The organism is Lacinutrix sp., assembly GCF_037625555.1.
Lineage (GTDB): Bacteria > Bacteroidota > Bacteroidia > Flavobacteriales > Flavobacteriaceae > Lacinutrix.
The window spans coordinates 1-18738 of record NZ_JASJHV010000047.1; the positions used below are offsets into that span (position 1 = coordinate 1).

Annotated in this window: 21 protein-coding genes, 1 tRNA gene and 1 pseudogene; 8 read left to right on the forward strand and 15 right to left on the reverse strand. The window is 31.3% G+C overall.

What is annotated here, in order from left to right; all coding sequences use genetic code 11:
• Positions 1-142 precede the first annotated feature (142 nt).
• The 8 genes from QNK89_RS03605 to QNK89_RS03640 all read right to left on the reverse strand — a co-directional run bounded on the left by QNK89_RS03605 (position 143) and on the right by QNK89_RS03640 (position 6415).
• On the reverse strand, positions 143-520 hold the full coding sequence (locus tag QNK89_RS03605) for an endonuclease (RefSeq protein WP_340169602.1): 378 nt from the start codon (positions 518-520) through the stop codon (positions 143-145).
• Positions 521-930: 410 nt separating this feature from the next.
• The gene (locus QNK89_RS03610) at positions 931-1170 is read right to left on the reverse strand and encodes a hypothetical protein (protein WP_340169603.1); all 240 of its coding nucleotides are present in this window, start codon (positions 1168-1170) and stop codon (positions 931-933) included.
• 238 nt (positions 1171-1408) lie between these two features.
• The gene (locus QNK89_RS03615; RefSeq protein WP_340169604.1) at positions 1409-1684 is read right to left on the reverse strand and encodes an ATP-dependent Clp protease adaptor ClpS; all 276 of its coding nucleotides are present in this window, start codon (positions 1682-1684) and stop codon (positions 1409-1411) included.
• 23 nt (positions 1685-1707) lie between these two features.
• Complete coding sequence (gene prmA, locus QNK89_RS03620; RefSeq protein ID WP_340169605.1) at positions 1708-2544, reverse strand: 50S ribosomal protein L11 methyltransferase; 837 nt, start codon at positions 2542-2544, stop codon at positions 1708-1710.
• A 133-nt stretch (positions 2545-2677) separates the two neighbouring features.
• Positions 2678-3427, reverse strand: coding sequence for a triose-phosphate isomerase (gene tpiA / locus QNK89_RS03625; RefSeq protein WP_340169606.1), 750 nt, complete (start codon positions 3425-3427; stop codon positions 2678-2680).
• A gap of 43 nt (positions 3428-3470) precedes the next feature.
• Complete coding sequence (locus tag QNK89_RS03630) at positions 3471-4547, reverse strand: ABC transporter permease (protein WP_340169622.1); 1077 nt, start codon at positions 4545-4547, stop codon at positions 3471-3473.
• Positions 4548-4551: 4 nt separating this feature from the next.
• Positions 4552-5862 (reverse strand): BT_3928 family protein, encoded by a 1311-nt coding sequence (locus QNK89_RS03635; RefSeq protein ID WP_340169607.1) that lies wholly within the window; start codon positions 5860-5862, stop codon positions 4552-4554.
• Between the two features lie 4 nt (positions 5863-5866).
• Positions 5867-6415, reverse strand: coding sequence for a DUF1599 domain-containing protein (locus QNK89_RS03640; protein ID WP_340169608.1), 549 nt, complete (start codon positions 6413-6415; stop codon positions 5867-5869).
• 106 nt (positions 6416-6521) lie between these two features.
• Between QNK89_RS03640 and folP the strand changes: the two genes are divergently transcribed.
• The 5 genes from folP (at position 6522) to QNK89_RS03665 (ending at position 9317) form a co-directional block, all read left to right on the forward strand.
• The gene (gene folP, locus QNK89_RS03645) at positions 6522-7343 is read left to right on the forward strand and encodes a dihydropteroate synthase (protein ID WP_340169609.1); all 822 of its coding nucleotides are present in this window, start codon (positions 6522-6524) and stop codon (positions 7341-7343) included.
• Complete coding sequence (locus QNK89_RS03650) at positions 7344-7604, forward strand: hypothetical protein (protein WP_340169610.1); 261 nt, start codon at positions 7344-7346, stop codon at positions 7602-7604.
• An 84-nt stretch (positions 7605-7688) separates the two neighbouring features.
• A complete protein-coding gene (locus QNK89_RS03655) occupies positions 7689-8045 on the forward strand; it encodes a hypothetical protein (RefSeq protein WP_340169611.1) in 357 nt (118 codons plus the stop codon).
• A 35-nt stretch (positions 8046-8080) separates the two neighbouring features.
• On the forward strand, positions 8081-8872 hold the full coding sequence (locus QNK89_RS03660; RefSeq protein WP_340169612.1) for a diadenylate cyclase: 792 nt from the start codon (positions 8081-8083) through the stop codon (positions 8870-8872).
• A 313-nt stretch (positions 8873-9185) separates the two neighbouring features.
• Positions 9186-9317: a hypothetical protein gene (locus QNK89_RS03665; RefSeq protein WP_340169613.1), complete on the forward strand. Its 132-nt coding sequence runs from the start codon at positions 9186-9188 to the stop codon at positions 9315-9317.
• Positions 9318-9637: 320 nt separating this feature from the next.
• Here QNK89_RS03665 and QNK89_RS03670 read toward each other — a convergent pair whose 3' ends face one another.
• Positions 9638-11404, reverse strand: coding sequence for an ABC transporter ATP-binding protein (locus QNK89_RS03670; protein ID WP_340169614.1), 1767 nt, complete (start codon positions 11402-11404; stop codon positions 9638-9640).
• Entirely contained in the window at positions 11397-12149 is a 753-nt protein-coding gene (gene truA, locus QNK89_RS03675; RefSeq protein WP_340169615.1) for a tRNA pseudouridine(38-40) synthase TruA, read from the reverse strand. The genes QNK89_RS03670 and truA overlap by 8 nt, the downstream gene beginning before the upstream one ends.
• A gap of 129 nt (positions 12150-12278) precedes the next feature.
• Here truA and QNK89_RS03680 point away from each other — a divergent pair, with 129 nt between their 5' ends.
• Positions 12279-12776: a metallophosphoesterase family protein gene (locus QNK89_RS03680; RefSeq protein ID WP_340169616.1), complete on the forward strand. Its 498-nt coding sequence runs from the start codon at positions 12279-12281 to the stop codon at positions 12774-12776.
• A gap of 60 nt (positions 12777-12836) precedes the next feature.
• Here the strand turns inward: QNK89_RS03680 and QNK89_RS03685 are convergent, their stop codons facing one another.
• Positions 12837-13247 (reverse strand): DUF4293 domain-containing protein, encoded by a 411-nt coding sequence (locus tag QNK89_RS03685; RefSeq protein WP_340169617.1) that lies wholly within the window; start codon positions 13245-13247, stop codon positions 12837-12839.
• 203 nt (positions 13248-13450) lie between these two features.
• On the opposite strand from QNK89_RS03685, the pseudogene rho reads away from it, so the two are divergent.
• Positions 13451-15125, forward strand: a pseudogene (gene rho / locus QNK89_RS03690) (transcription termination factor Rho).
• A gap of 69 nt (positions 15126-15194) precedes the next feature.
• Here rho and QNK89_RS03695 read toward each other — a convergent pair.
• The 4 genes from QNK89_RS03695 to proS all read right to left on the reverse strand — a co-directional run bounded on the left by QNK89_RS03695 (position 15195) and on the right by proS (position 17716).
• Complete coding sequence (locus QNK89_RS03695) at positions 15195-15560, reverse strand: hypothetical protein (RefSeq protein WP_340169618.1); 366 nt, start codon at positions 15558-15560, stop codon at positions 15195-15197.
• Positions 15561-15737: 177 nt separating this feature from the next.
• Positions 15738-15989 (reverse strand): 30S ribosomal protein S20, encoded by a 252-nt coding sequence (gene rpsT / locus QNK89_RS03700; RefSeq protein ID WP_340169619.1) that lies wholly within the window; start codon positions 15987-15989, stop codon positions 15738-15740.
• Positions 15990-16018: 29 nt separating this feature from the next.
• Positions 16019-16090, reverse strand: a tRNA-Glu gene (locus tag QNK89_RS03705).
• Positions 16091-16237: 147 nt separating this feature from the next.
• Positions 16238-17716, reverse strand: coding sequence for a proline--tRNA ligase (gene proS, locus QNK89_RS03710; protein WP_340169620.1), 1479 nt, complete (start codon positions 17714-17716; stop codon positions 16238-16240).
• A gap of 100 nt (positions 17717-17816) precedes the next feature.
• Here proS and QNK89_RS03715 point away from each other — a divergent pair, with 100 nt between their 5' ends.
• Positions 17817-18707 (forward strand): hypothetical protein, encoded by an 891-nt coding sequence (locus tag QNK89_RS03715; protein ID WP_340169621.1) that lies wholly within the window; start codon positions 17817-17819, stop codon positions 18705-18707.
• The last annotated feature ends 31 nt before the right edge of the window (positions 18708-18738 follow it).

Consider the following 18738-nt stretch of genomic DNA (forward strand, 5'->3'; position numbering starts at 1 on the left):
TAGAAGTAGTTAGAATGATAAAGAAAAATCAACTGGTGAACCCTGAAAGTTCAACCTACAAATCATTTATATCATTAGCTTCTTAAAAAATTAAATTAGTTTAAAACTTGATGCTTAATTTTAGCAGATGCGACAGAACCAATCATTTCTTTATAAACTTAAAAGAATAATTATTTGACCGAAGAAAGTACATTCCATTCTTTAAAAATTGTACATCAATGTAATCTTCATTTAACGTGATGTCTATTTTTTGACCAATAGTATTATAAATAGAAATATTTTCTATAGTTAAATTTGAATAATATAATCGTTCACTAACTATGGTTGGATAAATTTTTGGTGTAGTTAAAATATTTTCATTTACAGATAACACGTTCCATGTATTTGCAGCATTATCTCCTCCCCAAATAATTGTTGCTAAATAAGGGTTGTCAATAAATGGATTTCTATTGCCTTGAGTAGTTTCAAAATTATTATTCCTATTCACTTCGTATATGTCAACTGGGTCGTCTGCTTCCATTGTAAAAAAACATCAGGCATATCTGCTGAATTATCAGTTGTCCCAACTCCAATATTTATGGCTTCACATTGTGTTGGGTAACGAACATACATGTACATAATAATTCTCGCAATATCACCTTTCCATTCATCACCAGCATACCAGTTTCCATTTGTTGTAATATGAGAATTTCCGATACAGTCTTCAAACATTCGGTTGCTTCTTGAACTATTCATTTGGCTATCAGCCGCCCTTAAATTATGTAAATCTGTACCTGCACTTGGATAAGAAGTGTCTAAACTTGGGTTTGCTCTGGATTTAGAAAATACGTGTTCTCTAGTCCATAGACCAATACAAGAAAAAGTATGGCAAGATAAATTTTTATCTCTCGTTCGGTCATTCTTTGTAATCGCATCAACATCATTATAGCCTTAAATTAATAATACATTACTCGCATTGTTAGGGTTTAAATCGGATTGCTTTAAAACATCCCATGTATCTAAATTGCTTGAAGTATATGGTATAAGGTTTGTGTGCGTAGAAGTTATTAAAGATTCTAATTCAAATTTTAAATTATCTCCTGTTAAATTAAAATCAACTCCAATATAATAAGCAGGGATTTGAGCCAAACAAATATTTGTTATAAAAAGTAGAAGTAGTGTTATTCTCATTTATTATAAATTGAAATTAAATTTATGTTTTTTTTAATAGCCAGTAAAATATAGAGTAATAATACTTAATATAATTGGTTATGATTGCAAGAGTTAGACATAGTCAAATATAGATAAATGAATACTGAAAATTAACAAACTTTAAAAAAGTTGTAAACTCGTTTATAACGATATTATTTTAAATTAGAATATTTGTCGAGTAGTGCGCCAGTCTTAAAACTTTTTATTTCTGTTTACTTTATATTATTTCTGCATTTATTCCAGCTTGAAGTATTTTAGAACAAATAGGTTTTAATTCTTTTAACTCACCAGTTTTTACTGTGCATTGTCCTTTGTAGTGTACTAAGATTGCGCATTGCTCAGCTTGTTCAGGAGTGTGTTTACAGGCTTTAATTAATGTTTCTATAACATGATCAAAAGTGTTAACTTCGTCGTTATAAACTACTATTTCATTGTTTGGTTTCTCTAATGTTTCAACGTCGTGTTGTTCCTGTATTTTTTCTTTGGTACTCATTTGCACTATTTTATACTAAAATATTAATTTTCGAAATATAAAGCAACCCAATTATTACGATTTAACTTATTTTTTAATTTTAAGCTGTTTGTATTACATTCTTTTTCAATAAATGGAATATCTTCTATATAGAACCCACTTAAAAAAAGTGAGCCATTTGGGTTAAGGCATTTGGCGTATGTTTTAATATCGCTTAAAAGTATATTACGGTTAATATTTGCAATTATAGTATCGTACTTTTTGTTGGTTAATAAGCTTGCGTCACCTTCATAAATACTTATGTTGTTGCAATTATTGCGTTCTGCATTTTCAATACTATTTAAATAGCACCAGTTATCTATATCTATTGCGTCTATTGTGTTTGCACCTTTCATTTCTGCTAATATGGCTAAAACTGCTGTTCCACAACCCATATCTAATACAGATTTTCCTTGAAAATCGTTTGCCATAATGTGCTGAATCATCATGTGAGTGGTTTCATGATGACCTGTACCAAAACTCATTTTTGGTTCTATAATTATATCGTATTGAGTATCTGGCTTCTGGTGAAAAGGTGCGCGTACTGAGCACAGATTATCTACAATTATAGGATTAAAGTTTTTTTCCCACTCGCTATTCCAGTTAACTTGCTCAATTTCGTCGAAAGTATATGAAATTTTGAATTCATCACTTGATAAAACGTAAATATCTTGTAGTATGTTTTCTTTCCATTCTTCTTTTTGAATGTAAGCTGTTACACCAGTTTCGGTTTCTACAAAACTCTCAAAACCTGCATAACCTAGCTCTGCTATTAGAATTTCGGTTGCTGGTTGTAGCGGTGTTACTTTAAAGTAGTAACCTATATAAATAGTATTTGACATTGTGTTTGTCTTTGTTTTTAGTAGATAGTTGCGTTAGCGATTGTAGTGCCATCCTTTTTTTTGCTGCCTTATATGGCAAAAAAAGATATAATGTAAAGCGCGACCCTTGTGGTAACGCTCTAAATATTATTATTTAAAAAGCGTTTATTATTGCATAAAAATCTTCGGCTTTTAATGCTGCTCCTCCTATTAATCCTCCATCTACATCTGGTTTGCTAAAAATCTCTTTTGCATTTGCCGGCTTTACGCTTCCACCGTAAAGTATGGTCATGTCTTGTGAGACTTCTTTACCATATTTTGTGTTAAGTGTTTGTCTAATATACTTGTGCATGTCTTGTGCTTGCTCTGGACTTGCTGTTTCGCCTGTGCCAATTGCCCAAACGGGTTCGTAAGCCAATATAATATTTTTAAATGCAGAAGCTTCTCTATGAAATAAGGCGTTTTTAATTTGGTTTTCTACTACAGTTTCATGGTTTCCAGATTTTCTATCGTTTAGCTCTTCGCCGAAACAGAAAATAACTCTTAAGTCGTTTTTTAATGCGGTATCTACTTTTTTAGCTAATAGATCATCGGTTTCATTAAAATAGGCACGACGCTCGCTATGTCCAATAATTACAGTATTTACTCCTACACTTTTTAGCATAGCAGCACTAATTTCTCCTGTGTATGCTCCGTTTTCTGCGAAATGCATGTTTTGTGCTACAACTTCAATGTTTGAGTTTCTTGTTGCATTGAATGCTTGGTATAGATTTACTGCTGTTGGAGCAATTATAACCTCTGCATTAGAGGTCTGCTTTTGTTTTAGTAAGTCTGAAATTAGGGCTTCGGTTTCAGGCAGATCGTTGTTCATTTTCCAGTTTCCGGCTACTATATTTTTTCTCATAACATTGCCTGCGAATGCAGGTATTTTTTAAATTAAACTTCTTTTATTCTAAATCCACTTTTGGGTCTAGCCAAGCGTAAATAATATCAACAAAAATATTGATTATAATAAAGAGTAAGGCAATAATTAACACAGAACCCATTATTACTGGTAAATCTAAAGTGTTTAATGCGTTTACTATTTCTTTTCCTAGTCCATTCCAACCAAATATATATTCTACAAAAACTGCTCCTGCTAGCATTGAAGCAAACCAACCAGAAATAGCAGTTACTACTGGATTTAATGCGTTTTTTATGACGTGATTTTTAATAATTTGAAATTCGCTTAAGCCTTTTGCTCTTGCAGTACGTATGTAATCTTGGTTAAAAACTTCTAATAAAGAGTTTCGCATGAGTTGTATAACTACTGCGAGTGGTCTAATACCTAGTACTAGTGCAGGAAGTATTAAATTTTTCAATTTTATGTTTACTTTTTCTCCAAAGTCGTCCAGTTCGAATAGACTACCTGTCATCTCTAAATTAGTATATTCATGAAGCACGAATCCAAAAAACCAAGCAAATAGAATAGCACTAAAAAAAGAAGGAACACTCATACCAATAGTGCTTAAAATCTGTATAGCTTTATCTAAAAATGTGTCTTTTTTTAATGCTGAAATTACACCTAAACTAATGCCTAATAGCAAAGCAATAGCGATTGCGGAAATTGCAAGAACAAAAGTGTTTGGTAACGTTTCTGCTAAAACAGCGCTTACTTTTTTACCTTGTTTGGTATACGATTCTCTTAAATATGGAAATTTTAAAACGCTTGTTGTGTTTCTAACGGTAAATAGTTTTGCTGCAGCATATTTTTGTTCACTCAAATACGTATAATCGTCTGTGTTGTTGGAGTGAAACGAAATAGGAGAGAGGTCGTTTAAATAATATAGATACTGTGTGCCAATAGATTTATCGAATCCATACTTTTTTTTAACAATTGCTAGTTGCTCATTATCCTCGTTTTGTCCCAACATCATTTGTGCTGGATCTCCTGGTAGGATATTAAATAAAAAGAAAATAACGGTTACTACTCCAAATAATGTAAGTAGTGCGTAGAATGTTTTATTAAGAAAGTAGCTTAGCAGTTTATTATTCTTTTAAAGTGATTTTTATGATTCCTATATAGTTATTAGAGGTTGCAGAATTAAGTATTTCTAATTCAGGTCCTTCTTTTACAACATCCATGCTTTCAATTGTAGTAGAATCTATGTTTTCAAACTCTTCTTTTGTGACTTCTTCTTCATTAATAAAGTAAACAATGTTTTCTATAACTTCAAGCTCTGGTTTAGGTTTACGTTCAACAACAGGTAGCTCTAGATTTTCAGCATCATTAAAATGTTCTTTTTGTATAACAGTACCTTTTTCTAGTTTTAAAATCCCTGGATTAGAGCGTATTACTGTTTTAAGCGCTTTTTCATCACACAAATAGAAATCGAAATTTAAGTTATATGTCGCTTTAGCATATTGTTTAGCTTCAGTTCCAGATGCAGATAAACCAATTACTGTATACCCATTTTCAATAGCTTTATCTGTAATTTTCTTCATGTTTTTCATGCCCTCTTCATTAGCTTTTTCAAGACTGTAAGCAACTACCATAACGAGATGTTCTTCGGCTAAAAACACATCTGTAAAATCGTCATCATCAGTTTCTATAGAGAAATCTTTAACTGGAGGATCGTAACCTTCTACAATAATTTCAGTTTCTACACCAACATAATCTCCATCTACAGTAGGATAACTACCGTCGGTAACAAACTCAACATTTTCTCCACCTACATTAAAAGTCCAAGTAAATTCTTGTATTGCTTTTGGTGCATCTTCTGGCACAACCATACCTTCAGCAATATTCTTGCCTACAGCATAAGCTCTAAAATCCCAAGTTGGTAAGTGCATTAAAACGTGGTAACCAAACCAGAAACTAACAATAAAGCCTAGTAACGCTAAAATAGTAGTTGGAAATTTACTAAATATGGGTTTAATGTGCTTTATACCTAATACTAATGCTAATATAAGTATGAGTAAAATCATATCTTTCCAGAAACTCTCCCAAGGTTTTAATTTTAAGAAATCACCAAAGCAACCGCAATCTTTTACCACTTCGAAGAAAGCAGCGTAAAACGTTAGGAATGTGAAGAAAACTATCATGGCTAAAAGCAGCCAAACAGTAAATTTCTTTTTGTAACCAATTAATAAAAAAACGCCTAATACAACTTCTAGAACGACCACAAATAAAGAAATACCAAGTGCGTAATCATCTAGAAAAGGTAAGTTTAAAACTTCTTCACTAAAGTATTCTTGTAGTTTGTAAGAGAAACCTAAGGGATCGTTAAGTTTTATTAGTCCTGAAAAAATAAATAATCCTCCAACAAGTATTCTGCAAATGTGTACTAAGTATTTCATAATATTATTTAGAATTTGAGTCTGATAAATGAATCATAGCGAAAATAGCATAATTAATCATGTCTTGATAATTAGCATCAATACCTTCGCTTACAATAGTTTTACCTGCATTATCTTCAATTTGTTTTACTCTTAATAGTTTTTGTAAAATTAAATCTGTTAGAGAGCTCACACGCATGTCTCGCCATGCTTCACCATAATCATGGTTTTTGTCTTCCATTAATTGTTTAGTTATTGCTACTTTATCATCATATAAAACTGTTGCGTCTTCAGTAGATAAATCTGATTGCTCAACAATACCTTTTTCTAATTGTATAAGAGCCATAATAGAATAATTTATAATACCTATAAACTCACTTTGTTGGCCTTCGTCTACTTTTCTAATATCGTTTTGTTGTAAACTTCTTATGCGTTGCGCTTTAATAAAAATTTGATCTGTAAGCGATGGTAATCTTAAAATACGCCATGCACTTCCGTAGTCACTCATTTTATTTATAAACAGACTGCGACAGGTTTCTATAACTGCGTCATATTGTTTTGAAGTATCTTGCATAAATTGATTCAAATTTTCCGTAAATTTCGCATAAAATTGTGTAAAATTCAAGGTTTCACGTTTTTAGTTTTTAAATGTGTTGTAAACAACAAACTTAAAAGTATAAATGACCATCAATTGTAACGGTAAACTTATAGATCTATCAACACCTAAAGTTATGGGTGTACTTAATATTACTCCAGATTCTTTTTATGATGGTGGATTTTATAAAGACGAGTCAAATACTATTAATCAAGTAGAAAAAATGCTTGACCAAGGAGCCACTTTTATAGATGTTGGCGCCTACAGTTCTAAGCCAAATGCAAAAGAAGTATCTCGAGATGAAGAGCTAAGAAGAATACTTCCTATTATGCAATTATTGATTAAACAATTTCCAGGCATCATTATTTCTGTAGATACATTTAGAGCAGAAGTTGCAAAACAATGTATAGAAAAAGGAGCAGCTTTAGTAAATGATATTTCTGCAGGACATTTAGATGAAAAGATGTTAGAAACTGTTGCAAAACTCAATGTACCATATATTATGATGCATATGCGAGGCACACCGCAAACAATGCAAGAACACACTGTTTACAATAACATTTTAAAAGATATTTTGTTTTACTTTTCTAAAAGAGTAAACCAGGCTAGAGCTCTAGGTATTAAAGATATAGTTATTGATCCTGGTTTTGGCTTTGCAAAGACTTTAGAGCAAAATTTCGAACTATTAAACCAATTAGAAGGCTTTAAAATAACAGAATTACCTTTACTTGCAGGACTGTCTAAAAAATCCATGATTTATAAAACATTAAAAACTTCACCAGCTCAAGCTTTAAACGGTACAACAGCCTTAAATATGATAGCTTTGCAAAAAGGAGCCAAAATTTTAAGAGTTCACGATGTTAAAGAAGCTATTGAATGCGTTACACTTTTTAACAAATTTAATTAAATGAGACAATTGTTTTTTATTACTTTTTTAATGGTTTTAACTTCTTGTGGAAAGCAGAAATCTGTTTTACTTCCTGAAATTCAAAATGCTAAAATTACAGAGATTTTTGATGTCTCTCCCGCGTATCTTTTTTACGATGAAACGAAACCAGATAGCTTAGAGTTAATTAGAGGAAATCTAATAATCTCGACCAATTGGATGGTTAATATAGACAAGCGTTTAAAGTTAAAACAAGTTATTCCATCAATAATGATGCTATAAGAAAAAAAAAATTCTGATCATAAAAATAAAAGTGCACGTAATTATTATACTTGTAACGATACTAGTATTAAAAATTTAGGTTTTTTGGATTTTACTGATGTGGTTTATAAAAATCATTCTTTTGATAAAGATTCTATAAATTTAGAGAAGCTTAAATCAAAGGAGTTTTACCAAGGTTATGGTGGAACACATGTGAAATTTTCTCTTTCAATTATTATTTCAGAATATGGAGATATTCATTTTAATAATGAAGTTTTTAAAATTGATGAGTTATCAGAAAATTTACTTTCTTTTATAAATGAAAGTAAATTTGACGGATTTAATTTAGAATTTTGGTTCAATAAAAATTTTACTTTTCAAGAATATATTAAACATAAATCCATTGTTTCTTCGATAAAGGATACAGCTATTGTTATTTCAGATACAGAATACATTTATTAACTCAATTTCACTAAATTTACAAAAACCATTTTCTATTGGAAATTTTCGACACCATATTAAACTTCGGTATTAAAGACTATATAGATGTCTTCTTAGTTGCCTTACTTTTATTCTATGTATATAGATTAGTAAGAGGTACAGTAGCTATTAATATTTTTCTTGGTATTGTGTTTATTTACTTTATCTATTTAATAGTAGAAGCGCTTCAAATGGTGCTGCTAACAAAAATTCTTGGTGGCTTTATTAGCGTTGGTTTTATAGCATTAATCGTTGTTTTTCAGCAAGAAGTTAGAAAATTTTTGTTAATGATTGGTTCAACAAATTTCGCTAGTAAACGCGGTTTTTTTAAGCATATTAAATTCCTTAAAATAGATGGTGTTTCTGCATCGTCCACAGATATAGATGTTATTATTGCAGCTTGTAACAAGATGGCAACAACAAAAACAGGAGCCTTAATAGTTTTAGAACGTGAAAACAATCTAGATTTCTTAGTAACCACAGGAGACGAGATGAATATTAAGGTTACCCAACCTATTATCGAGAGTATTTTTTTTAAAAACAGTCCGCTTCACGATGGTGCAATTATTATAGAAAATAATATAGTAAAAGCAACGCGAGTAATTTTACCTGTAAATAATGAAAAAACCATTCCTCAGCGTTTTGGATTAAGACACAGAGCAGCAGTTGGCATAACAGAAAAAACTGATGCTATAGCAATAACAGTTAGCGAGGAAACAGGACAAATCTCTTGTTTTAGAAATGGAACTTTTGTCGATTTTAAAGATTCCACAGAATTGATAGCACTTATAAAAGAAGATTTAATTTAATGGTTTGTAAAAATTGTAAACGGTTATTACCACAACAAATAAACTTCTGTAATGGTTGTGGTGCGAAAGTGATTAAAAACAGATTAACGATGCGAAATCTTTTTGAGGATTTTGCATACCGTTACCTAAACTACGATAATCAATTTTAAGAACTTTTTTACATTTATTTACTAAGCCAGAAGACGTTATTTCAAGCTATATTGGAGGAACAAGAAAAAAATATGTTAATGTAATAAGTTATTTTGCAATTGCGATAACATTAAGTGGCTTTCAACTTTATTTTCAGAATAAGTTTTATCCTGAATTAATGGATATGAGTTCGCTTGCTAGGTCTGGAGATGAAAAAAGTATTGAAGGTTATGTGAATTTCGTGCAAGAGTTTCAATCTATTATATTTATGTTAATGGTTCCTTTATATGCATTAATGTCTAAGATTACTTTTTAAAATATTAAAAAATATAATTTCACAGAGCATTTAGTACTTAACATGTATACAGCAGCTCATTTTTCTATTTTAAGCTCTGTTATTATTGTTTTTTGTATGCTTGCCGGAGTACAGTTTAGTTTAGTAGCAATGGTAATGTTGGTATTACAAGTAATCTATACGGCTTATGTTTTTAAACGGATTCTTAGTTTAAATTTTAAAAGAATAATTTGGAAAACATTCTTATTTTTAATGCTTTTTGTTTGCATTTTTTTACAATAATAATTGTAGGATTTTTATTTGTGATTATTATTAAAGGTTTGCCTTCTTAATTTTATTATTTAAGCCACATCAGCTTTTAAAAATTGTACCTCATACAGGTTTCTGTAATAACCATCTTTCTTTTTAAGTAACTCTTCGTGAGTGCCTTGCTCTACAATTTCACCAGTATCCATAACAATAATTTTATCTGCTTGCTGTATAGTGGCTAATCTGTGCGCAATAACTATAGAAGTTCTGCCTTTAGTAATTTTGTCTGTAGCATTTTGTATCAATTGCTCAGAGTAAGAATCTACAGAAGAGGTCGCTTCATCTAATATTAAAATACTAGGATTGGTAACATAAGCTCTTAAAAAAGAAATTAATTGTCTTTGCCCAGAACTTAACATAGCACCACGTTCTTTTACATTGTAATTATAACCGTTTGGTAAGCTGGAAATAAAGTCGTGAATACCAATATCTTTTGCAGCTTGTATTACTTGTGCTTCAGATATGTTTGGATGATTAAGTGTAATGTTTGCCATAATAGTATCTGCAAATAAAAACACATCTTGTAAAACAACTGCAATTTGGCTTCTTAGGGAGGCTAGAGTTACTGTTTTAATATCAACGTTGTCAACTAAAATTTCACCACTATTAATCTCGTAAAAACGATTTAATAAATTTATAATTGTTGATTTTCCTGCACCTGTTGATCCAACAATAGCTACTGTTTCTCCTGCTTTTACATCAAGAGAAATACCTTTTAACACTTCTTCGTTCTCAACATAACTAAAGTGAACGTTATTAAAATTAATAGCACCTTTAAAGTTAGAGGCTACAATAGTTCCTGTATCATCAATTTGTGAGGTTGTGTCAATAATTTTAAACACACGTTTGGCAGCAACCATTCCCATTTGTAAGGTGTTAAACTTATCTGCAATTTGTCTTAACGGTCTAAATAGCATTGGAATCATCATAATAAACATAAATAAATCTCCTTCACTTGCTGTGCCAGAAACCACAACCATTAAACCACCAAAATAAACAACTAATCCAGAAGTAATACCAGCAAGAAAATCTGCAATAGGAAAGAAAATAGAGTTATATAAAATTGTTTTTAGCCAACCTTTTTTATGGCGTTCGTTTATTGCTATAAAGTTTTTGTTTTCTGTAGCTTCTCTTGTAAATAGTTGTAGAATTTTCATTCCAGTAACACGTTCTTGAACAAACGAATTAAGATTAGAAACCTCAGTTCTTACTTCCTCGAAAGCCTTTTTCATGTAACGTTGAAAAATTTTAGTTGCATATAAAACAATTGGCATGGTAACAAAAACAATTAAACTCAACTTAAAGTTAGTGTACATCATGAATACAGAGATTACTAGCATGACCATTAAATCGCGCATAATCATAAACAAGCCTTGCCCAAAAATATCTGCAATACGTTCCATATCTGTTACAGCTCGTGTTATTAATGTTCCAACCGAAGAATTGTCGTAATACTTCATCTTGAACTTTAACATGTGGTTAAATAGTAATACACGAACGTCTTGAACAATATTTTGTCCTAACCATGCTGCATAAAACTGAAAGAAAAATTGAAATATGGTTTGCAATAAAAGCAAAACAATCATCAATATTATTAAGTATAAAAACCCTTCCTCTTGTAAAGCTTTAATATTATCGTCTATAGCTATTTGCAAAAGTTTAGGTGTTGCAATACTTAGGCCACCAATAATTAAAACAGATAGAAGTACACTGTAAAAAACGGTCTTATAAGGTTTTGTGTATTCAAACAAACGTTTAAACAATGTAATGTCGAATATGTTTTCTTTTTTATTATTCAAAGTTTAATTTTATTGTTTCAGGATATTCAATTGCTGTTAAATATAATGCATGAGCTGGAACAGAAAACCCTGCTTCGCTTCTGTTTTTAGATTTAATAATATCATGAAGTGTTTCCACTTCAATCTTACCAATTCCAATATTAATAAGTGTGCCAACAATTGCACGAACCATATTTCTTATAAATCGGTCTGCCTTTATTGTAAACTGTAGTTCGTTTTTTACAATTTGCCATTCAGCCTTCATTATGTTGCAATTATATGTTTTTACGTCTGTATTACTTTTAGAAAAGCATTGAAAATCTTTATAGTTTAATAAAATTTTGGTTGCTTCGTGAAGTTTTTCGATATCTAATTTAGGCTTTAATAAAAAAGCTTGCTCTGTATTAAACGGGTTTTTTTCTAAAGCAATTCTGTATAAATATTCTCTGCTTGTGGCATGAAACCTAGCGTGTACATCAGCTTTAACTCTAAAGATATTTTGAATAGAAATATCTTCAGGTAAGAACGAATTTAATTTATATATAATTTTTGGGATGTTGAAAGAGACCTCTGTATTAAAATGCGCAAAAAGTTGTTTTGCATGCACTCCAGCATCTGTTCTTCCTGCACCCATAGTAGTAATAGGTTCTTTTAATAGAGTAGAGAGGCTTTTTTCTAAAACCTCTTGTACAGAAATTGCATTAGGTTGTATTTGCCAACCATGATATGCTTTTCCGTTATATGAGAGTTCTATAAAATATCGCAAAGAATCTTGTATTTTTGTTTATCTGAAGGAACAAAGGTAATTGTTTTTCTTCCTAAAGAAATCTTAAATAATAATAAAACTATTTTCGCTTTCGCGGAAACAATAAGCGCTGAACTAAGTTTGCAATAAATGAAAAAAATACTTTTACTCTCAGACACACATGGCTATATTGACGATACTATTTTAAAACATGTTAAACAAGCAGATGAGGTTTGGCATGCTGGAGATATTGGAGATTTAAAAGTAACAGATGCTATTGCTAAACTAAAACCAATAAAAGGTGTCTATGGAAATATTGATGGCGATAAAGTTAGGCTAGAATTCCCAGAGAATAATCGTTTTATGTGCGAAGATGTAGAGGTTTGGATTACACATATTGGAGGTTATCCAAATAAATATAATGTTAGAATAAGAGAAGAAATATATAGAAATCCGCCACGTATTTTTATTTGTGGTCATTCACATATTTTAAAAGTAATGCCAGATAAAAAACTAAATTTAATACATATGAATCCTGGTGCAGTTGGAAAACATGGTTTTCATAAAGTAAGAACTATGTTGAGGTTTACAATAGATGGTAGTAAAATTGATAACTTAGAAGTAATAGAATTCCCAAAACGTTATTAAATAAAAAAGCCCAAAATCTTCACCTTGGGCTCACGCACTAATACTACTAAGATGTTAGGTTTATCGTAACCTATCTACAGATTTTACGAGATCTTCATCCTTTTTAATCGCATTATTAGCCAAAGCCAACAAAACAATAGACAGAATTGGAAGAAAAATCCCAATACCTTTCTCAGAAACTAAAGCTTCTCCAGATACATTTAGAGATTGATATACAAAAAATCCTAGTAAAATAAAGTTTAATATCATGTTAAGGCGTCCCAATACAAATTGTAACTTCCTGTTTTTGAACATAAATAAAGATAACAAAGACAAAAATGAAGACCCTAAAAAGAGCCCAAAATATAAAAGTTCATCTATTGCAAAGATTTTTACATCTTCATTAGTTATCCATAAATGGAATACAAAAATCAATCCTGCCGAAATTCCAGCTGCAAGCAGTAAATAGACAGATTGTATACGTTGTATCATTTATTTTAATCGAATAATTTCTGGTTCAAAAATATAACTTCTTTTGGAAATTTTAACTAAAAACTTAAAATAAAGTCGTATAATTGCATAAGCGCTTTGCAACATATACATTAGCAATACGTTAATTCTTCATAAACACTTTATATTTCTCTTCGGAAATTATCAACAACATATTTTTCTAAAAATATTTAATTAAACAATTCATGTTTGAAATCTCACAATTAAAAGAAATGAAACTTCCTGAGTTACAGGAAATGGCTAAGAAGTTAAGCATTCCAAAGTTTCGTTCACTAAAAAAATTAGACTTAGTTTACCAAATATTAGATAAACAAGCAGCAAATCCAAAAGCTGTAGAAGTAGTAAAAGTAGATATCCCAGAAGAACCTAAGCCAAAAAGGGAACGTGTACAGCGTAAAGTGCCTAATAAGCCTAATCCACGTCCAAAAACAGAAAAAAAGTCTCCTCAAAAAGCTCAGCAAGAAACAATTTCCTTTAAGGAAGAAGGTGTTAAGGACGCTTCAGAAGTAAAAGAAAAAAAGGACGATAATAAACAAGTGAAAACTCCAGCTAAAGCTCAACAGCCAAAGCCACAGCACAAGAAGCCTGTTCATAATCATCAAAATAAAAAAAGACGATAAAAAAGATAATCCTCAAAGCCGTCAAAATAACCCAAAGAAAAACCAAACTAGAAATCAAGGTAAAAACGGTAACACACATGGGAATAGTGATACTAGAAACCGTTATCGTGAGCCAGATTTCGAATTTGATGCAATAATAGAAAGTGAAGGTGTTTTAGATGTAATGCAAGATGGATATGGATTCTTACGTTCTTCAGATTATAATTATTTATCATCACCTGATGATATTTATGTGTCACAATCACAAATTCGTTTATTTGGACTAAAAGTTGGAGATACTGTATTAGGTAATGTTAGACCTCCAAAAGAAGGAGAAAAGTATTTTCCACTTATTAGAGTTAATAAAATTAATGGCCAGAGTCCAGATGTTGTTAGAGATCGTGTTTCTTTTGAGCACTTAACCCCACTATTTCCTCAAGAAAAATTCAACATAGCAGAAAGACAAAGTACTATTTCTACTCGTATCATGGATTTATTTGCGCCTATTGGTAAAGGACAACGTGGTATGATTGTTTCGCAGCCAAAAACAGGTAAAACTATGTTGCTTAAAGATGTTGCAAATGCAATAGCTGCAAACCATCCAGAAGTCTATCAAATTATATTACTAATCGATGAGCGTCCAGAAGAAGTAACAGATATGCAACGTAACGTTCGTGGAGAAGTAATTGCTTCAACCTTCGATAAAGAAGCTCATGAGCATGTGAAAATTGCAAACATTGTTTTAGAAAAAGCAAAACGTTTAGTAGAATGTGGACACGATGTAGTAATCCTATTAGATTCTATAACACGTTTGGCAAGAGCATATAATTCTGTTCAGCCAGCATCAGGAAAAATTCTTTCAGGTGGTGTAGATGCAAATGCGCTTCATAAACCAAAGCGTTTCTTTGGAGCAGCACGTAACATAGAAAATGGAGGTTCGCTTACTATTATTGCTACTGCCTTAACTGAGACAGGTTCTAAAATGGACGAAGTTATTTTTGAAGAATTTAAAGGAACTGGAAATATGGAACTTCAGTTAGATCGTAAGATCTCTAATCGTCGTATATTCCCAGCTATCGATTTAACATCTTCAAGTACTCGACGTGACGATATTTTATTAGATGCAACAACTATTCAAAGAATGTGGGTTATGCGTAAGTATCTTGCAGATATGAATCCTGTAGAAGCTATGGAGTTTATAAACGATCGTTTCAAACAGACTAGAAATAACGAGGAGTTTTTAATTTCTATGAATGGTTAAATAATTATTTATTCAAAAAAAAAGCCTTGACTTATTAAGTTAAGGCTTTTTTTTGTAAATTTTATAATATTAATAGGCAATTAACAATGCTTTATATTCCTTTAAGTCATCAATATTTCCTTTGTTTTCAAGATTTTTTGAAAGCGCTATTAGGTATTTAAGACTTTCTACAGGTGAATCTTCATTAATTTCTTCTGCAGTTTCTTCATCTTCATCTATAGGTTCATCAATAAGAATTGGAATAAGAAACGAGTTATTCTCTTCAATATGTTCACAAGTATATCTAAGTACTTTTACTAATAACGGTATTTGTTCTTCAATAGCATATGCTCTTAATTCTTTAATATCGTCTGTAAGAGTTTTATTATTAATTCCTGTAGAGTCAAGATCTTTAAGAATCTTGTTTATTAATTTAATTGCTTTAGTATTTTTCAATGGTAAAGATTAAGTGAGTAGTTAATTTTAATATTTACAAATTTAATTTTTTTGAAATCAAGTTCAACCTTTTTTATTAATTTATTAATAAAATCAATTGTCTTTTTTATTTAATGCTAAATAAAAAAGCCTATCGATAAAATCAATAGGCTTAGTATTCTGTGAAACAAATCTTAATTATATTGCAGAAACGTGCTTAGCTAAACCAGATTTTAAGTTAGCTGATTTGTTAGCGTGTATAACATTTTTCTTTGCTAATCTGTCTAGCATAGAAAATACTGAAGGTAAAAAAGCTTCAGCTTCCTTCTTGTCAGTTAACTCACGTAATTTTTTTATAGCATTACGAGTTGTTTTATGCTGATACTTATTTCTTAAACGCTTAGATTCGTTACTTCTAATTCTTTTTAATGCTGACTTATGATTTGCCATTTGTTTATTTTTTCTTTATTAAAAAATTGTAGCCCGTAGGGGAATCGAACCCCTCTTACATGGATGAAAACCATGCGTCCTAGCCGATAGACGAACGGGCCATTTGTTTAGAGTGTGCAAATATAAATTTTATTTTTATTCCTGCAAAACTTTTCAAATAACTTTACAACGTTTCCGTTGCGGATGCAAAAATACAACTATTTTCTACTCTTGCAATAGTTAAATAAACTTTTTTTTAAATTTTTTATTTAGTATGCTTTTGCGAATAAAACTCTACGCTTTGAAGGGTTTTTAGAATATACACAAATACCTTCTTCAAGTTTGCCTTCTAAAGGAAGGCACCTTATAGTTGCTTTGGTTATTTCTTTAATTTTGTCCTCAGTTTCTTCTGTTCCGTCCCAATGTGCAGAAATAAAACCACCTTTATTATCTAAAATATTTTTAAAATCTTCAAAGTTATCTACTTCTGTTATGTGTGAATCTCTATATTTTAAAGCTTTGTTGTAAAGTGATTTTTGAATTTCTGTCATTAACCCTTCAACTTTATTTATTAAAGATTCTAATGGTACTGTTTGTTTTGTTAATGTGTCTCTTCGTGCTAATTCAACCGTACCATTCTCTAGGTCTCTTGTTCCTATTGCAATACGAAGTGGAACACCTTGTAACTCATGTTGAGCAAATTTTGCGCCTGGTCGATGTGTTGTTCTATTGTCGTATTTTACAGTAACACCTTTAGAACGAAGTTCTTTAATTATATTATTTACAATATTTGTGATTTTTTCAAGTTGTTCGTCTGTTTTGTAAATAGGTATTATAACGACTTGATTTGGTGCTAAGTTTGGAGGAAGTACTAGGCCTTGATCATCACTATGTGTCATTATTAAGGCTCCCATTAATCGTGTTGAAACTCCCCAAGAAGTTGCCCAAACATAATCTTGTTTACCTTCTTTGTTGGTAAACTTAACATCAAAAGCTTTTGCGAAATTCTGTCCTAGAAAGTGAGAAGTTCCAGCTTGTAATGCTTTACCGTCTTGCATTAGTGCCTCAATGCAATAAGTTTCGTCAGCTCCGGCAAAACGCTCGCTTTCAGATTTTAATCCTTGTACAACAGGTATTGCCATAAAGTTCTCTGCAAAAGTAGCATAAATATTATTCATTGTTTCTGCTTCTGTAAGCGCTTCAGCTTTTGTTGCATGCGCTGTGTGGCCTTCTTGCCAAAGAAATTCTGCAGTACGTAAAAATAAGCGTGTACGCATCTCCCAACGCACAACATTTGCCCATTGGTTAATTAACAAAGGAAGGTCTCTGTAAGATTGTATCCATCCTTTGTAGGTGTTCCATATAATAGCTTCACTTGTTGGTCTAACAACAAGCTCTTCTTCTAGTTTTGCTTCAGGATCTACACAAAGTTTTCCTGGGTTATCAGGATCATTTTGCAGTCTGTAATGAGTAACAACAGCACATTCTTTTGCAAACCCTTCAGCGTTTTTTTCTTCTGCTTCAAACAAACTTTTAGGTACAAAAAGTGGAAAATATGCATTTTGATGACCAGTTTCTTTAAACATTCTATCTAATTCTGCTTGCATTTTTTCCCAAATTGCATAGCCATATGGTTTAATTACCATACAGCCTCTAACGGCAGAGTTTTCTGCTAAGTCAGCCTTTACGACTAATTCGTTGTACCATTTTGAATAATCTTCTGCTCTTGTTGTGAGTTTTTTGCTCATATATAGTGTTTTGGCACAAATATTGTAATTATGTTAAAAAAAGAAATAGTTCGACAAAACTAACTATTTTTGTTATGTTCAACAATAAAAACAAACAGTTATGCAATTAAAAAAACACTTATTAAATAAATTACCAGCTTTCGCAGTAGTTTTATTTGCCTTAGGACATACTTCTTGTGGTTCATATCAATATGTAGGGCAAGATACTGATGGAGTGTATAGTGATGACTATAATGTTCAAGAAGTTGTTGTAGATGAAAGTGTGAATTCACAAGATAATAACGACTACTACAAATCTTATTTTAAAGAAACTGCTTTACAAATGACATCACAAGAAAGTGATGATGTGTTTGTGGATATAGATTCTTATGAAGGTGAGTATTCCGATGAAGCTAACAGAGTTAGTGATATCAGTTCTGGCTATGCTGGTTGGGGAGAAAACAGTACTGAGGTTATTATAAATGTAAATAACGGATTTGGATGGAATAATGGATTTGGCTGGAACAATGGATTTGGTTGGAACAATGGATTTGGTTGGAATAATGGATTTGGTTGGAATAATGGTTATGGATGGAATAATTGGGGATGGAATAACGGATTTGGATGGAATAACGGACTCCCAGGTAATAAAAGATTAGCTTATCACAATTCAAGAAGAGGTGGAGTATATGGAAGGAATTCTGTCTTAGGTAGAAGAGCTCAGACAACTTCTAGAACAAGAACCTCTACCGTTCCTAGAACAAGAAATAACACGGCTACACCTAGAGTGAGAACTAGAAGTAATACTTCTACGCCTAGAACAACTAAACCAAGAGTAAGGACTACTACACCAAGAACAAGAACAAACAGTTCTAAGCCAAGAGTAAGAAGTTCAACGCCACGTACTAGAACATCTTCACCAAGTAGATCTTCAACCAGAAGTTCTTCAACTAGAGGTTCTTCAAGGTCATCGGATTCTTCAAGATCTTCAGGAGGTAGAAGAAGAGGCTAGAAGTTATGCTTAAAAAGAAAAAGAATTAAAA

What these genes read in the sequence shown, in the direction of transcription:
- proS (WP_340169620.1), bottom strand. Translation starts at nt 17,716, where the DNA reads ATGAGCAAAAAACTCACAACAAGAGCAGAAGATTATTCAAAATGGTAC.
- prmA (WP_340169605.1), bottom strand. Translation starts at nt 2,544, where the DNA reads ATGTCAAATACTATTTATATAGGTTACTACTTTAAAGTAACACCGCTA.
- QNK89_RS03665 (WP_340169613.1), top strand. Translation starts at nt 9,186, where the DNA reads ATGAGTTCGCTTGCTAGGTCTGGAGATGAAAAAAGTATTGAAGGTTAT.
- QNK89_RS03635 (WP_340169607.1), bottom strand. Translation starts at nt 5,862, where the DNA reads ATGAAATACTTAGTACACATTTGCAGAATACTTGTTGGAGGATTATTT.
- QNK89_RS03640 (WP_340169608.1), bottom strand. Translation starts at nt 6,415, where the DNA reads ATGCAAGATACTTCAAAACAATATGACGCAGTTATAGAAACCTGTCGC.
- QNK89_RS03605 (WP_340169602.1), bottom strand. Translation starts at nt 520, where the DNA reads ATGGAAGCAGACGACCCAGTTGACATATACGAAGTGAATAGGAATAAT.
- QNK89_RS03680 (WP_340169616.1), top strand. Translation starts at nt 12,279, where the DNA reads ATGAAAAAAATACTTTTACTCTCAGACACACATGGCTATATTGACGAT.
- folP (WP_340169609.1), top strand. Translation starts at nt 6,522, where the DNA reads ATGACCATCAATTGTAACGGTAAACTTATAGATCTATCAACACCTAAA.
- QNK89_RS03610 (WP_340169603.1), bottom strand. Translation starts at nt 1,170, where the DNA reads ATGAGAATAACACTACTTCTACTTTTTATAACAAATATTTGTTTGGCT.
- rpsT (WP_340169619.1), bottom strand. Translation starts at nt 15,989, where the DNA reads ATGGCAAATCATAAGTCAGCATTAAAAAGAATTAGAAGTAACGAATCT.
- QNK89_RS03615 (WP_340169604.1), bottom strand. Translation starts at nt 1,684, where the DNA reads ATGAGTACCAAAGAAAAAATACAGGAACAACACGACGTTGAAACATTA.
- QNK89_RS03685 (WP_340169617.1), bottom strand. Translation starts at nt 13,247, where the DNA reads ATGATACAACGTATACAATCTGTCTATTTACTGCTTGCAGCTGGAATT.
- tpiA (WP_340169606.1), bottom strand. Translation starts at nt 3,427, where the DNA reads ATGAGAAAAAATATAGTAGCCGGAAACTGGAAAATGAACAACGATCTG.
- QNK89_RS03650 (WP_340169610.1), top strand. Translation starts at nt 7,344, where the DNA reads ATGAGACAATTGTTTTTTATTACTTTTTTAATGGTTTTAACTTCTTGT.
- QNK89_RS03715 (WP_340169621.1), top strand. Translation starts at nt 17,817, where the DNA reads ATGCAATTAAAAAAACACTTATTAAATAAATTACCAGCTTTCGCAGTA.